Here is a 15,775-nt window from a genome sequence, read left to right on the forward strand (position 1 = left end):
ACCGACGTGAGATCGCCCAAAAAATCAGGCGACGTGTAAAACAATTTTTCGATTCACCGATGCTGCCAGTCTTTCGGGATCGGTTAATACGATCTGACGACGTTCAACATTGACAACGCCTTCGGCTTTCAAGTGTCCCAACAGTATCGTGACGTTCTCGCGCGTGCTGCCCATCAGGTTTGCAATCTCTTGATGGGCCAGTTTGATGCGGATTCGAACGCCCTCCGAGTCATCGACGCCGAATTGCTCGGACAAATCAAGCAACAGATGAATCAGCCGATCACGATTCGACAGAAACAACAGGTTCTTTAATCGTCGTTCCATTCGGTGACGACGCATACCAATCATTTTGGTCATCGCCATCGACAGATCATGACTGGCGATCATCATCCGCTGCAGTTCGCACGCAGGGATCACGATTACGGTTGAGTCTTCCACAGCCTCAACGTATTCGTCGCGTTCATCACCGTCGAAGATCGCTAGCTCACCGAAGACTTCTCCCGGTTCGATGAACGCCAGAATTGATTGCTTTCCGTCATGCGTGAGGTTGCATACCTTGACCAGTCCGGCGACCAACAGGAACACGCTGTCCGCCGTTTCGCTCGGCAAATAGACGGGGCGGCGGGCCGCAAAAGTACGCGAGCGACTGCAGGCTTCCAACTGAGTCAATTGCTCGGGATGCAACTGGTTAAAAAGTTCGTTGTCCTTCAGATACCAAAGTTGTGGAGACACACTGCGATCCTATCTTGTGTTGAAAAATCACGAGAGCAAACGTCCGTTGTGCTTTCATGCGGGCGACGAGTGACCGCGGCGATTGCCGAGGCAGATCCACTCAGCCCGGATTCCGCGACTCTCGTTACCGGTCCAACTCCGTGCCCCGCGGGCAACCACTCATGTTGCTGGTTAGAACAAACCGCAACCAACCTCATACCGACCATCTTCCGCTGAACGTGTTCGATCACGCCCTGACAAACATCGGCGATGCGAAACCATTGCCCCGCCCGAAGCCTCGAGACGAACATTCTCGGCCCACCCTGGGGATAGAACCAATAGTCATGTCCGTTGGACACAATCGAAGACGTCTCCGAATAACGCGGCGTCGAACTCTCGGGAAAAGCCCGGTCGAGTTGGCGGAAAATCAATTTGGCAACGCCGCGGCTCAACGACTCGAGTTCAACGGTAATGCGATCGACTAACTCGATCCGTTTTCGCAAGACAATACAGATATCCGTCACACAAACCTCCTTCTCGTTGGATGATCCGGCACGCCTCAATTCGATCTTTCTTAGATCAACGGCGAAAACTTTCGCGCGGCGCGTCACAGCAAAGGCCCAATCCGTCGGTTGCTTTGGTGTGGATGCGCATCGCTGCCAAGCATCCGCCATTCGATTCGACATCACGCGACGGCGGAAAAGGGATTAGAAGCCGATTCGGCGTGATTTCAACGTGTTTAACGCATGGAATCGTCAATGCATTTTTTCATCCATTGTTTCGCCTCGACAGACAATGCCACCAGTTTGTTCACGCTATTAAGAGTGGCCCTCTTCCGCTCGAAAGAGGCAAGCTCGGCACGGCCGTCGTTACTCGACATTCGTTCATGCAGGCGGAATATCGCGTAGCGATACAATCCCTCGGCATATTGATCAACCCAATCCCGAGGTTGAATCGTTGTGCTCGGCTTCAGTGTCTGGCTCAAAACAAATTCGTTCGATAATCAGTCCGATCGAGAATCGATCGCCAGCAACTCATCCGTGCATGCGACTTCACATACTCAACGTCTTACTGATGTTTCAAATATTCAACGGCGTATCGCCCCCGTCACGCTGCCCCTTGAAAGTGAGTTTCGCGTTGAGGAGAGCGGGCCGAAAAGAGCGAGCCGAACACGCGAAGAAAGGGCATGTGAGTCAGAAAGAACAACTGCAAGCGAAGGAGCAGTATCGCGAGCGTTCATGGACGACTTCGAGCGAACGGGCATCCAAGCGAGAAGGATTCATTGCAATTTCAGCACACCGAATCAACGCGGCCAGCGAACCGCGTTTGCGACTGAAGACAAAAACCAGAGCGGTCTAATACGAACCATGATCAGACCGCACGACGCAAAGTGCCGTCGCCTCTACGCGAACCGGCGGCATGGACGATCGATTCAGGCGATACGTTAACGCACCAAACCTTGGGCACGAAGTCGACGAATCTCAGCAGGCGATTCCCATTTTGGCGTTTGCCAAATACTCGGCGGACGCCCCCCGTTGCGCTGCATAAACTTCTTGGTAAACCCATCCGCTCCGCTCGGTGTACTCGATCGCGATGAACTGTTCTGCATCGAGTTCGAGTTAGAATTCGAGAATATGTTGTTTTGGAACAGGCGACCGGAAGATTGACTCCGAGGTTGTTGAAATTGTTGCTGCTGAAATTGGCTCGATGACTGTGTCGAGAACTGCCGGGTGGGCTGAACTTGGCTGCTTTGGCCAAACGACTGTGAACGTGGGATTGTCTGTTGCGAGAATTGACCAGAACTATTCATTGGCACGGACTGCACAACACCTTGGTTACTGATCACGCCGTTGGATGTCCCCGATTGAACCGGAAAACTCTGCGTCGGGAAACTCTGCGTGGATGAACTCGGAATCGAATTGGTAGACGAATTCATCGCCTGCGATGACACGACCGGACGAGAGGTTTTAGGTTGCTCGACAACGACCTCTTTTGTGGACGTTACATTCGTCTTGGGCGGTGGTGAATTCTTCATGAACACCGACTTGCTAACCCAACCTTGAATGCTCCGGTCATCTTGCACCGATTCGATCCATAACCAATCCCCTTTCGAAAGGGTCACCAACGCGATTTGATTTTTTCGGATTGTTGCTTTGGTTTCCGCACCCACCTTGAGATTCGCTTGGTCAGCCATGATCGACATGTGAACGCCTTTCGAACCGGAGGCTTTATAATCGACTATCGCCCGTTCGATATCTCGATCGCTTCTTCTGCCGAGATAGGCCACGCCGCGACTCTTGCGAATTTGCCGTCGTTGTTCTTCAGGAATACTCGAGTCGCCGATCAATGCCGAGAACGCATCAATCGCCAAGTCGTAATCACCTTCATACAAGAATGTGTTCGCTTGCCGTACCAACGACTGACTTTGAGGTGCTTGGCTGGTTGTTTTAATGGCACCTTCATTGGCGATATCCTCTTTCGCTTTCGCAGTGATTTCGCTGCCCTTCTTTTGCAACGCAGCAGATGGCTCGGCCGCAGGCGGCGGTAATTCCGACGACGCAATTTGCGGGTTGTTCAACGCGCCCGATTCGATTCGCATCGCCGCCTCTTCCATCTCTTCGCGGGAAGCCAGGTTGTTCGGCTGACGCAAATAGAACGCATCCAACGAAGCATCAAGATTCAGCCACGGACGTTGCCCCGTTGATCGCTTCACCGCGGCACTGGCGGTAAAAAACACGTCTCGCAACAGCAAGCCCGATTCGGGACGTTCTGAAAATGCCTTTGCCAACTCAAGCGTGTAGGGTGAATTCGTTCCCTCGCCGTCCAACGCGGTTTGTCCCGGCGCGGTCGCGTAGGCAATCAGCGTGCCCTCCGGAATCACGCTCGTGGCGGCGAGACCACGGCCGCGAATGCTTCGTTTCCAAGCTCGCTGAAACGGGTTGTCGCGACAACAGTCCAACACGACCACGTTCATATTGCTCGATGAAGAGTCGAGCGAATCGATAACAAAGTTCTGCGAAACGGTTTTGTACTTCACCGCAACCGCGTCGTGAATCTTCGCATCCACGGGCACGAGGTAGTTTTCGCCGTTGATCTGCAATCCGTGTCCGGCAAAGAAGAAAAACGCGAGACCGTTTTTGGGGACGCGACGACAAAAATCCGCAATCTCCATATCCATCTGCTGTTGGGTCTGATCGATCCGCGTCGTGACTTCAAACCCGAGTTCCCGGAGCGTTTTATCCATCAACCGAGCGTCGTTGGCCGGATTTACTAACGCCCCGTCGGGATACGCCCCGTTTCCGATCACCAACGCGTGCATGGACTCGGCATTCAGATCGGCCGAAATCCCAATTCCGCATAGCAGAAAAACCAGCGTGAGAGCATTGGTTGTCGTACCACATGGAGCGAAAAAACGGCTTGAAATTCGGTGATGGAGCATCTCTTTGGCCGGTGAAAGGGGAGGCACGCAACTGTGTTGCCGGCGGTTTTCAAGTCGGCGCCCAAAAACAGGCACCTACCCCCTAACATAGGGTTCTATTTCGCATTCGGACACGGATGGGCCCGATTTCGAGAATTTTTTTGCGGTTCGGCCGTTTTGTCCGTAACAAACCGACGTCGTCGCATTCGCACAGGGCCTATTCGCAGCCGACGCCTGCCCCCAAACGGACCCTAGATCAGGACTGCCGGGATTGGCTCGGCGACGAGGAAGGTGCCGATACGAATCTGTGGACAAGGACACTCAGTGGAATGCACCGAGTGCTGATGCGATTCGGTCACGCCCCCCTCAACGGCAGCGTGCCCCGATCGCCCAGAAACTCGATCACGCGGGAGCGGCTTTGATGAGTCAGCTCGGCTTGGTAACATCCCGTTTTCCCTCGGCTTCTCGACATGCATCAGGTTTTCTCGCGGTGACGATTCTCGACGATATTCTTGTCAAAACACGAGCCACGATCGAGCGAGATCGGCGACTCGTCCCGCACGAAGAATTGGCTGCCGCCATCGCGGGCCTGCCGCCCTGTCGTGATTTCCACGCCGCGTTGGCCGCCGGTGAAGATGTACGGTTGATCGCGGAAGTGAAACGAGCCAGCCCTTCGGCAGGTTTGATCCGAGAAGATTTTGACCCTGCCGAAATCGCGAAGGCATACGAGACCGGAGGTGCAGCCTGCATCAGCGTCCTGACGGATGAGCCGTTCTTTCAAGGATCACTCGACTATCTTAAAGCGGTCCGCGCGAGCGTTGATCTGCCGATCCTGCGCAAAGACTTTATCGTCGATGAATACCAATTGTTGCAGGCACGTGCCGCGGGTGCCGACGCGGTGCTGCTGATCGCGGAATGCTTGACACCCGAAGAATTGCGAACGCTCGACGAGCAAGCCTCGCTACTCGGATTGCAAACCTTAATTGAATTGTTCGAACCGGATAATCTCGACGCCGTGCTCGCAACGAAGACACGATTGGTAGGAATCAACAACCGCGACCTACGAACCTTTCAAACAGATTTAGAGCACACCGTCCGATTGGCGAAAAACATTCCTTCGGATCGGTTGATCGTCGGCGAAAGCGGTATTCGAACTCACGCAGATGTCCTGCATCTGAAAGCGGGCGGAGTGAAGGGAATACTGGTTGGCGAGTCACTGATGCGCCAATCGGACATCACAGCGGCCACACAACAGTTGCTCGGCTTGGCGTAACCGAAAACCGAAGGTCACATTGTTTACTCGCTCGCCGTTTACTCGCTGGCCGTTTACTCGCTCGCCGTTGACTCACTCGCCGCCTTAGTCCGAATGCAGTCGACGTAGTACTTTTTACGACCGTCAACGCTCTCTTCGACGAGCCCGTGGATATCGGTGTGGAAGCCTGGGAATTTCTCGTTGAACTTCCGCGCGAATTGCAGGTACTCGATGATCGTTCGATTGAAACACTCCCCGGGAATTAACAACGGAATCCCGGGTGGGTATGGCGTCAACAAAACCGCCGTGACGCGTCCGAGCAAGTCATCGATCTCGACGCGGTCAATTTCACGGTGTGTCATCATCGCATAGGCATCCGACGGCTTCATCGCCGGAGCCATGTCGGAAAGATACATCTCAGTCGTCACCCGCGCGATGTCGTTTTCCTTGTACGTTTCGTGAATCGACTGGCTAAGATCGCGGAGCCCGATTCGTTCGTATTGCGGGAACTCCGCAACGAACTCGGGCAGGATTTTCCACATCGGCAGGTTTTTATCGTAATCATCCTTGAACTGCTGCAACGCACTGACGAGCGTGTTCCAACGCCCTTTAGTGATCCCGATGGTGAACATGATGAAGAAGGAGTACAGCCCCGCCTTCTCAACGATGACGCCATGTTCGGCGAGGTACCGTGTGACGATCGAGGCCGGGATTCCTGTGTCAGCGAATTGTCCATTCAGGTTCAGTCCCGGCGTGACGACGGTTCCCTTAATCGGGTCGAGCATGTTGAAACCCGGCGCGATGTTACCGAACCCGTGCCACTCATCGTCGGCTTTTAAAATCCAATCGGATTGGCTGCCGATATCGGTTTCAGGAATTTCGTCCGGTCCCCAAACTTGGAACCACCAATCGTCGCCCCACTCCGCATCGACCTTACGCATCGCACGTCGAAAATTCAATGCTTCGAGAATCGACTCTTCGACCAGTGCCGTCCCACCGGGCGGTTCCATCATCGCCGCAGCCACATCGCAGGACGCAATGATCGCGTACTGTGGCGATGTCGACGAGTGCATCAAATAGGCTTCGTTGAACACATGACGGTCGAGCTTATGATTCTTGGGTTCTTTGACCAAAATCTGCGACGCCTGAGAAATCCCGGCCAACAGTTTGTGCGTCGAGTGCGTCGCGAAAACCATTGACTCCTCACAGGTCGCCCGGTCGCGACCGATCGCGTGCATGTTCTGATAGAAGTCATGGAAGGTCGCATGCGGCAACCACGCTTCGTCGAAATGCAATGTCCCAATTTGCCCGTCGAGCAACTCCTTCAACATTTCGACGTTGTAAACGATCCCGTCATAGGTCGACTGAGTGATGGTCAGAATTCGTGGTTTGCGATCCGGGTGCGCCGCCTGGGCTCCTCTCGCGAACGGATTCGCTTCGATTTTCTTTTGGATGTTTTCGGGATGGAATTCTTCGAGCGGAATCGGCCCGATCAATCCGAGATGGTTCCGTTTCGGTGTGAGGAACACCGGCACGGCGCCGGTCATGATGATCGAATGAAGAATCGATTTGTGACAGTTTCGATCGACGACGACAATGTCACCCGACGCGACCGTTGAATGCCACACCATCTTGTTCGACGTGGACGTTCCGTTGGTCACGAAAAAACAATGATCGGCGTCGAAAATTCTCGCCGCGTTTCGCTCCGACGCTGCAACCGGTCCGGTGTGGTCGAGCAATTGCCCGAGTTCTTCGACGGCATTACACACGTCGGCGCGTAGCATGTTCTCACCAAAGAATTGATGAAACATTCGGCCGACCGGGCTCTTTAGAAACGCGACGCCGCCGGAGTGCCCCGGACAATGCCACGAATACGATCCGTCACGGGCGTAATCCATCAACGCGCGGAAGAATGGAGGCGCGAGCGAATCGGTGTACGCCCGAGCCTCATGCAGTATGTGCCGAGCAACGAATTTCGGTGTGTCCTCGAACATGTGAATGAACCCGTGCAGTTCACGCAGAATGTCGTTCGGGATATGCGAAGACGTGCGAGTTTCGCCGTAAAGAAAAATAGGGATGTCGTTGTTCTTAAACCGAATCTCTTGTATGAACTCGCGCAACGTTTTGATCGCAGGTCCTTCGTCTTCGTCGTCCGAGAGGACTTCCTCGTCGTCAATCGAAAGGATGAACGCAGAGGCTCGTGACTGCTGCTGCGCGAATTGCGAAAGATCCCCGTAGCTGGTGGCGCCGATCACCTCGGTGCCCTCTTCCTCGATCGCCTCGGCCAGCGCACGAATGCCCAAGCCCGACGCGTTCTCGGAACGGAAATCTTCATCGATGATCAGAATCGGGAAACGAAATCTCATGAGGTGCCTTTCTCGCGATTTTTTGCAGGGCCGCGAATTCTACGCACTGCCGGTCGCGGTTCAAAGATGAGCGTTTTCACTCAATAAAGTGCGATTTTGAGGGTCCCAATCACCGGCGTCCCAGAAACGGCAGCTAGCATTGGGAAAAGATGCCGTCCAAAGGTGTACCGACGCACTGGGAGTAAGCCTCGCCAATCCCCCAGCAAAGCCAATTCGGCGGAACCATTCGGCACAAAAAAACTGCCTGGTACGTTGCACGCTCTCGCGTTCGTACCAGGCAGTTTCGATTCTTCAACGACTCAACGACTCTAGAATTGGCCGTTGTTCTGTTGCATCTTCTTCATCTGAGCTTCACGAACGGCTCCACCGATCGCACGCAGCAAACCGTCGCCAAGGACGATGCGACTGCGTTGTCCGTTATCGATCGCCTTGCTGACGACACGGAGCGTGCCGGCGTCGTCGGCTCGCGACAGAGCATCGATCATCGAAGCGATCGCGTCGTTGGACTCAACCGATTGAGCGTATTGCAGAATCGGCAGAAGGTTCAGTTCAATGCGAGCCAAATCGTCGCTCGCGGCGACCGGGCTTGCCGCACCATCGATCATCTCTTTCATCAGGTCGACACTCTGGTCGCCCAACGCAACGTAGACGGACTTTTCGCCCGTACCGATGTGAACCCGCACGGTATCACCGAAGACCTTACGGACTTCGTCTTCATCGGCAGGAACTTCGGCTTCGACCAAGTGCATCGTGACGCCACGATAGGTGTCACGATCGAACTCGAAACGAGGTGCATCGCGGTGGCCCTGAAGTTTGTTCGCAATGTCCTTCACGATCGATGCCGCTTCGCCACCATCAGCGATGAAGCTACCAAATGCGAATTTCATCGAACCAGCGTCGGTGAGCAATAACGCACCAGCGTCGAGTTTGCCTTCTTCATACGAGGCGAGAACCAAATCAGCGATCCGGTTGATCACTTCGGTCGCTTCGCCGACTTCCGATTCACTGAGTTTGTCCGATTTACCGAGCACGTTGCTGGCCATCTTGATCGCATTCTCGACACTCCCGCGAGCTTGCTCAATCGTTTCGGGGCTGATCGACGCAGCGGCGTGCATGTAGGCGGCAGCGCCATCACGCACGACCATCGAATAGGCCGATGGAATCGGCTTTTGAGCCGCGTAGATCGTTGCGAGTTTGGTTCCAGGGATCGCGGTGAAAGAGGCATCGACTACGATCCGTCGTCCGGTCGCGTCAATGTCGATTCCGATCATCAGGTCGTCGGTTTGGCTGATGACTTGTTCGAGTTGAGCCATCGATTGTTCTGCGTAATCACGTGCCGATTCGGCATCGTCGCCACCCTGACGTGCCATGGCTTGGTCGAAGCCTTGGCGAAGTTGACCGATCAAGGCGTCCCGGATCGCGGGTGGGACTTGCTGCATATCCAAACGCACAGCAATGTCATAGTCTGTCCCCATTTCTGAGATTAGAGAGGCTGGGTCCGCAGGAGCTTGGTCGAGAACGCTGCGGTTTCGTGCCAATACCGCCCAATTGCCAACCTGGCGAATGAAAATGGTGTTCGCACCGATGGCGACGACGAGCGTACCATCATCGAGTTCGTCGGCAGGGCCGGTTTGAGCTTCGAGTCGCTTGAGCACGGTTTTGACATCGGCGGTCGGGACCAACGCGATCGGCTCCGGTGTACCGTCGACCAACGGCACCAAAATGCCAACGGGTTTGCTGGTGTCGACGCCCTGGGTGAATGTCCCGGCCATCATTGCAAACATACCGCCGAATTGTGGCTGGCCGAGCGCGCCACTGAGGTAGTTGAAATCCTGCGTCAATTGATTGACGCTACCGATCGTCACAATCACAACAGGCTCGGTCGTCGTCGCAACAGCGCCCGACGATTCGCGCGGAGCAACCGGTGTCAGTGCTTCCTGAGCTGAAAGGCTGTTCACGGGCAGCAATGTCGCCGCGAAGGTGGCCAACATGGCGGTCGCATAGGCGACCGATCGTAAGGAAAGGCTAGGGGCAAACAAACGTCTCACGAAAACATCCTTTGAGTTTTTTACAGATCGAAAGCGACGGCGAAAACAATCGCGGTGCCATTGTAGCGCCGCCGGTAAGGTTACGGTCGAGATGGATCGAAACAAGCTGGGCATCGCCGAATTCATCAGAAAAGAGCCACCCGCTTGCCAACCAGTACCCGATCGATGAACCGATGGTTTCAGAAAAACCTGAAAAAATCGGTTGTCACGGCTTCCCCGGATCCCGGGCATCCAATCGGACTAAAAACCTTGAACGCAACGACACCTCACCGACCGGACTGCCGACGCGATACGGACAACCAACCGCCGCTCACCCCGAATTAGTTTGTCTAATAGAGATCGTTCAGACGATTCAGAGCGGATGATCACCAAAGCGAACGCAGTTTGGACACTCACGGATGCCGCGGACGCCCATGGCGTATTTCTCAACTGGAACCAGACACTTCTCCGTCGGACCGCCCACCGAGTCGAACGTGTGCCGTGTTTGCTGGCGTTTACTGTGTCCGAAAAACTTGCGTCGCCGAATCGTCAGCCACCGAATCCTCAGTCGCCATGTCGTCCTCGCCAGCGTCTTCCGGTTCCGAATCCTGATTTTGCTCGTCGACCTCGCGTTCCAATCTTGCGATCAGCAATCGGATCAATCGAGCCTCTCGCTGGGTGACCTCAAGTTCCGCACGCAGACGCACGAGCTGTTTCTCGGGCGTTTTTCGAAACAGTCGCGCCGACACGTCCAGCAAAACGAGCGCCCGGAATGCCTTTAAGACCGTTCCCCGTAGCCGGTAGGCTCGAGCGAGTTTGGTCAGTTGCGGGAGCTTGGCCAATTTCGCGATCCGAGTTCCCCGCATCGCTTGCATCGACCGCAGGAACGAGAAAAACGGTAACGCGATGATCGCCAAATCGACCCAGTGCCGGCGAATGTAGTCCAGTTTTTTCTCGGCAATCGAAACCATCAAAATGAATTCCGCCGCGAACGCGAACCAGATCACGCCGGTCCCGATGTGCAGCGAAACCCGCAACCATTGATAGCGAGCAACCTGGTCTTTTAATAAGAATTCAACGATCAACACAGGCAAAATCAGCAAAGCGATCCCAATCATCGGGACGCTAAAATGCTGTTCCAATCGTCTCCTCAACCGCCGGTTGGGCCGCTGCCATCCGAGTCCCGGCAGCCATAAATAGCCGTGCATTTCCGCACTCTTGGCACACATTCTTAGCGACGGACAAATACAGAACACCACCGAATAGACGTGGAACCAACGCATCGCTCGCGTTTTCGGACGGATGATCCAGTGATAAATCGATTCCGCGATCACGATCGGCCAAACCAACCACATCACCCCGATCGCGAGACGTTCGAGCAACACCTGCGTGGGCGAAACCGGACCGAGAACGGGCATGTCCTCCTGCTCGAAATCAATCGGATTGTTACGCCCTTCCTCTACAGAGACATCCGACGCGATCGTTTTCTCGCGAATCGATGGCACGTCGACCCATATCACGATCAACACCGCCTGGCTAACCAAGAACGCAACCGCTAGTGAAAACATCAGCGGCGCGGTCAGAACGGCGATACGGGTGTGGATCAACATATACAGATCGGAATGGCGGACGTGGACGGAGTCAATCGGTCACCATGCTCGATACCTTATTCAGAATTCATGGGGGTGCTTGGTAAAACCACGTCGCTTTGTTGTACTGTTGCTCATGAATACTAACCTGCATTTCGATTGTCTCAGTGGCATCAGTGGCGACATGACCCTCGGCGCCTTGATCGACCTCGGCGTTGACCCCGACCTGATCCGCACCGGCCTCGCTTCACTCAATGTGGCGGAATTAAAACTGCACGTCGATGACGTCAAGAAATGCGGATTCCGGGCGACGTACATCCGTGTCGAGCACCCCGAACAGAAGGCCCACCGCCACCTCCATCATATCGAAGCCATGATTGAGGCAGCGGACGCGATCTCCGAGGGCGCCAAAACTTTGGCACGACGGATCTTTCAATGTATCGGCGAAGCCGAAGCAAAGGTGCACGGTTGCAGTTTGCAGAAAGTGCATTTTCACGAGGTCGGTGCCGTTGACTCGATCGCCGATATCGTCGGAACCTCCATCGCGATCGATGCCCTCGGAATCGACAGCGTCACCTCGTCAGCAATCCCGACGGGCACCGGTTCGATCACGATCGACCACGGACGCGTGGCCGTCCCCGCACCCGCCACCGCGGAAATCCTCACCGGCGTGCCCTTGGCGTACTGCGAAATCGAATCGGAATTGACCACGCCAACCGGCGCCGCGATCATCAAAACGCTCGCGTCATCGTTCGGCCCGCCACCTCCGATGACACCTCACCGCGTCGGATACGGTGCCGGAACCCGCGATCTACCCGGACAAGCAAACGTTCTGCGAGTGACGTTGGGTGAACGGCACGATGCGGCCGCAGATCCCGGCAAAGTCGAATCGGACCGTGTGACGTTGCTGGAAACAAACATCGACGACGCCACCGCCGAACAACTCGCCGACGTCTCTCAGCGACTACTCACCGCCGGTGCGCTGGACGTTTGGCAAACTCCCTGCGTGATGAAGAAGGGACGACTCGCCAGTGTTCTGTCCGTGCTTTGCGGTGGTTCAAAAGCAGCCATCATGCAAAACATCCTGTTTCAGCACACGTCGACAATTGGTATCCGTCGTCAAATCCTCGATCGAACGAAACTGTCACGCCGAGCCGTCGAAGTCGAAACCGCCCACGGTCCCGCCAAGGGCAAAGTCGTCACTCTACCCGACGGCACGGAGCGGTTCTCGCTCGAGGACGACGAAGCCAAACGACTCGCCACCGCGAGCGGCAAGTCAACAAGCCTGATCCAAAACGAGGCCGTTGAAAACTGGAATCGCCAGCAAAAGAGTTAGACTTCGTATCACCTCAACGAAACGAACTTCACCGCGAGTTTCCAAGAACCGGCGGGAATCAACCGATCCGGGAAACTACCCCATTTGTTCGATCGTCAGGTCATAGATTTCGTTGGCATCGAGCACCACGTCGTTGTTTTCGAACAGCTTCGCGATTGCCGCTTTATGGGTTCGCATTTTTAACCCGCCGACACCGATCGGTCCGTAAACAATCGGCGAGTCGTCATCGCCGTCCCGCAGACGCTTAGCTTTATCGAACGCTTCGACACCGCCGATTCCCGCGGGCGGGACTGCATTTAGGTCAATCGCGACCCGAATTTTCTTCAACGAACCGAGCTCTTCGGCGGACAACAACTCAACTCCCGCGGCACCACACGCAACGATCGCATCGACACGACCGAGTATCTCCATTTTGGCTTCGTCAGATTCCGGTGCCGCCGCTTCCAGGTTGCTGCTGTGTGAGTCGCTCGCACCGATCCCGACCGCGATGTCATGACATGCCGATTCGGCACGCTTCAACGACCGGCTGGTGACGATGACGTGTGCCCCCTGACGCGTTAACAAATGCGCCACACGCCGGCCCACCGGACCGGTACCTCCGAGAACCGCACACGTTGCGCCTTCGAGCGGCATGTGTTTGGTGATCGATGCCACTGCCGCTGCGGCTGTCGTGTTGCATCCCGATGCGTCGAGCATCACGGACACTCGCACGGGACCAAAAAACGCTTTCTGTACCGCACCGAATAACTCTTCGGCTTGGTTGACATCATTGCCACCGACGAAAATCGCCGTGCTCTTCAAATCGTCCCCGCCGCGAGTGAACATGGCACCGTGAACCAATGACTCCACGCCCGATGGCTCAACCGAATCGTATTGCAACAAACGGTCCACGCCCGCATCGATGGCAACAATGGCATCAAAGGAACTCGCATGCGAATCAACATCGAACTGCAGAAGAATTTTCTCGGCCATCACTCGCTCACCTTTTGCGAAAGAACTGTCTGTTTACAAAAACAGCTTCGAGGTTTTTCCCTCGAAGCTGTTGTCGCGGCAAAGCCACTGGCTTTTCTCAGGCAACGTTCTCGAACGTCAACGTCACCCGCATCATCGCTCGGCGACGAATGATTTAGAAACCCTTGAAAGGGTGCGCCGCGGAATCTTTCTTAGCCAACATGTCGTCCACGCTCGGCTTGTTCGCCAACGCCGACTTGAGCGATTCAAGTGTCGCTTCGTAGTTGTACTTGTAGATCTTTTCGTCATCTTCAGCGGCAGGGTGAATGAACACGCCACAAACGCAAACGAGTTCTTCGGCTGCGTCGCGTGGGATGATTCCTTGGCTGACCGCGTCAGCAACCGCTTGCGCGACTGCGGCTTGGGCAGGGCCGAACATTTGGACGGCTTGCTTCATACCCTTGATGGTCACTTTAGTGATCATCACAGTCGACGGTTTAACGGCGACGTTGGGTTCGAGCACGGCCAACAAATTGGTGTGACCTTCGCTTTGGTTGGCCAGAGCGTTTGCGAAAGCGGTTCCGACAGGACCGTTCTTGCTACCGATCATTAGGTCGATGTGAGCGACTTCGTTGCCGTCACCGACCAGGGCTTCTCCGATGTGAAAATGCATGACAGGATGCCTCTAAGTAAAAGAGTTTTGGGAAACGACCGGTGGGGAACCCGAGGTCCTTACCCCACACGTGGAGAGGTTTCGAGAGTGCACGTCATTCACAACGCCACGAGCTACGAATTCCAAGAGTGATGGGTGGGTCTTGCAAAACGAAACGGTAACAAACCCACCGAACCTCGCCAACCAGGTCGCCCATTTCGGTCCTCCAATGCCTCAAATCCCCCGCATATTGTTGGTCGGAGCGTCAATCCGGTGGGCCGCTCAATCCGCCGCATCGCATTGCCGCGTCGTCGGCATGGATTTGTTTGGAGATCAAGACACCATCGCCGCCTGCAAAAGGTTTCAAATCATTTCAAATGCGGAACGTTCCAACGCACAGAATTTAGCCCACGCCATCGCTCAGTTTGCCAGCACCGAGCACGCGACCACGCTTCGCGTCGGCGGCATGCAGCATGAATCCACGATCCAACCCGAAGCGGCAGCATCGCTCGCCCTCGCCTGCGGCTTACGTTTTCCCGAAACCCTCACCTCAGCCGATTTTTCAAAAACGTACGGAAACCGCCAACCAACAAACGCCTCCTGGTTGATCAAGAGAGTGAATTCTACGGGCGGGCTCGGCATTGAAGTCTATCGACAATCCGCCAACGACACATTGCCCACCAACGTCTATCTGCAACGTCGAATCTCAGGCCGCCCCTATGGATTGGTCGCTTTGGCAACGGGCAACGAAGTCAAACTGCTCGGCCTGACTCGATCCATGCATGTCCGGTTTGGCGCACGTCCGTTTGTCTATGCCGGATCGCGAACTCTTTCGACCAATCACACTCGGCGTCTTCTGACGACTCGAGAAATCAACGCGATGCAAAAACTCGCCGAAGCAGTCGCCCACCGGCGTTGCCTACGCGGCCTATTCAACCTGGATTTTATCCAAGACCGACAAAATCAATGGTGGCTGCTCGAAGTGAATGAACGGCCGAGCGCCTCGTGTGAAGTGATCGAACGCGAGGCGAGAGCGACCGGTCGACTCGACAGCAACGAATCCCTCATGGCGATGCACATTAAAAGCGTGCTGGGAAACGATTACGACAACCAAATAAGCTTGTTCCGCTCGACGTTCGATAACGAATCAAATGCTGCAAAAAGCATCCATGCCAAACGAATCGTCTACAGTCGTCACGACGGCCGCGTTCATCTCTCAAAACTCACCCCTGATTGGCGTACCGATCTCACCGCAGCGGTTCTACCGAAACAGACGACTCGCATACAAATCGCAGACCAGCCCGCGGAGGGAACTCCGGTGCAACGTGGCCAACCGATCGCGACCGTTCTGATTGACAGCAACGAAGAACGAAAAACTTTCGCGCGACAGCTAAAACACTCCGTTGCAGAAGTTCAGTCGTGCGTGATCACCTCAGCACCAAATTTCGAGCCAAAGAATTTTGATCTCTGAGT

12 protein-coding genes are annotated in these 15,775 nt (G+C 55.1%); 4 read left to right on the forward strand and 8 right to left on the reverse strand.

Features of this window, described 5'->3' with window-relative positions; genetic code table 11:
- Positions 1-24: 24 nt before the first annotated feature.
- Together FHS27_RS07235 and FHS27_RS07240 are read right to left on the reverse strand one after the other, a co-directional pair.
- Positions 25-732 carry a Crp/Fnr family transcriptional regulator gene (locus FHS27_RS07235; RefSeq protein WP_184303602.1) on the reverse strand — a complete coding sequence of 236 codons (708 nt, stop codon included), beginning with the start codon at positions 730-732 and terminating at the stop codon, positions 25-27.
- Positions 708-1,235, reverse strand: coding sequence for a hypothetical protein (locus tag FHS27_RS07240; protein WP_184303604.1), 528 nt, complete (start codon positions 1,233-1,235; stop codon positions 708-710). Before FHS27_RS07240 ends, FHS27_RS07235 begins: the two co-directional genes overlap by 25 nt.
- A 520-nt stretch (positions 1,236-1,755) precedes the next feature.
- Between FHS27_RS07240 and FHS27_RS07245 the strand changes: the two genes are divergently transcribed.
- Positions 1,756-2,070, forward strand: coding sequence for a hypothetical protein (locus FHS27_RS07245; RefSeq protein ID WP_184303606.1), 315 nt, complete (start codon positions 1,756-1,758; stop codon positions 2,068-2,070).
- 85 nt (positions 2,071-2,155) lie between these two features.
- On the opposite strand, the gene FHS27_RS07250 is transcribed toward FHS27_RS07245, so the two are convergent.
- Positions 2,156-4,150, reverse strand: coding sequence for a caspase family protein (locus FHS27_RS07250; protein WP_184303608.1), 1,995 nt, complete (start codon positions 4,148-4,150; stop codon positions 2,156-2,158).
- Positions 4,151-4,619: 469 nt separating this feature from the next.
- On the opposite strand from FHS27_RS07250, the gene trpC reads away from it, so the two are divergent.
- Positions 4,620-5,402 carry an indole-3-glycerol phosphate synthase TrpC gene (gene trpC, locus FHS27_RS07255; protein ID WP_184303925.1) on the forward strand — a complete coding sequence of 261 codons (783 nt, stop codon included), beginning with the start codon at positions 4,620-4,622 and terminating at the stop codon, positions 5,400-5,402.
- A gap of 53 nt (positions 5,403-5,455) precedes the next feature.
- Here the strand turns inward: trpC and FHS27_RS07260 are convergent, their stop codons facing one another.
- The 3 genes from FHS27_RS07260 to FHS27_RS07270 form a co-directional block, all read right to left on the reverse strand.
- Positions 5,456-7,747, reverse strand: coding sequence for an Orn/Lys/Arg family decarboxylase (locus FHS27_RS07260; RefSeq protein WP_184303610.1), 2,292 nt, complete (start codon positions 7,745-7,747; stop codon positions 5,456-5,458).
- 308 nt (positions 7,748-8,055) lie between these two features.
- Positions 8,056-9,738: a hypothetical protein gene (locus FHS27_RS07265; RefSeq protein ID WP_184303927.1), complete on the reverse strand. Its 1,683-nt coding sequence runs from the start codon at positions 9,736-9,738 to the stop codon at positions 8,056-8,058.
- 551 nt (positions 9,739-10,289) lie between these two features.
- A complete protein-coding gene (locus FHS27_RS07270) occupies positions 10,290-11,384 on the reverse strand; it encodes a potassium channel protein (RefSeq protein ID WP_184303612.1) in 1,095 nt (364 codons plus the stop codon).
- A 115-nt stretch (positions 11,385-11,499) separates the two neighbouring features.
- Between FHS27_RS07270 and larC the strand changes: the two genes are divergently transcribed.
- Complete coding sequence (gene larC, locus FHS27_RS07275) at positions 11,500-12,699, forward strand: nickel pincer cofactor biosynthesis protein LarC (RefSeq protein WP_184303615.1); 1,200 nt, start codon at positions 11,500-11,502, stop codon at positions 12,697-12,699.
- A 75-nt stretch (positions 12,700-12,774) separates the two neighbouring features.
- On the opposite strand, the gene FHS27_RS07280 is transcribed toward larC, so the two are convergent.
- The gene (locus FHS27_RS07280; RefSeq protein ID WP_184303617.1) at positions 12,775-13,671 is read right to left on the reverse strand and encodes an NADP-dependent methylenetetrahydromethanopterin/methylenetetrahydrofolate dehydrogenase; all 897 of its coding nucleotides are present in this window, start codon (positions 13,669-13,671) and stop codon (positions 12,775-12,777) included.
- Positions 13,672-13,825: 154 nt separating this feature from the next.
- A complete protein-coding gene (gene fae, locus FHS27_RS07285) occupies positions 13,826-14,323 on the reverse strand; it encodes a formaldehyde-activating enzyme (protein WP_009095934.1) in 498 nt (165 codons plus the stop codon).
- Positions 14,324-14,531: 208 nt separating this feature from the next.
- Between fae and FHS27_RS07290 the strand changes: the two genes are divergently transcribed.
- Positions 14,532-15,773: an ATP-grasp domain-containing protein gene (locus FHS27_RS07290; protein ID WP_184303619.1), complete on the forward strand. Its 1,242-nt coding sequence runs from the start codon at positions 14,532-14,534 to the stop codon at positions 15,771-15,773.
- Positions 15,774-15,775 lie beyond the last annotated feature (2 nt).

This window comes from Aporhodopirellula rubra (assembly GCF_014192335.1).
Taxonomy (GTDB): Bacteria; Planctomycetota; Planctomycetia; order Pirellulales; family Pirellulaceae; genus Rhodopirellula; species Rhodopirellula rubra.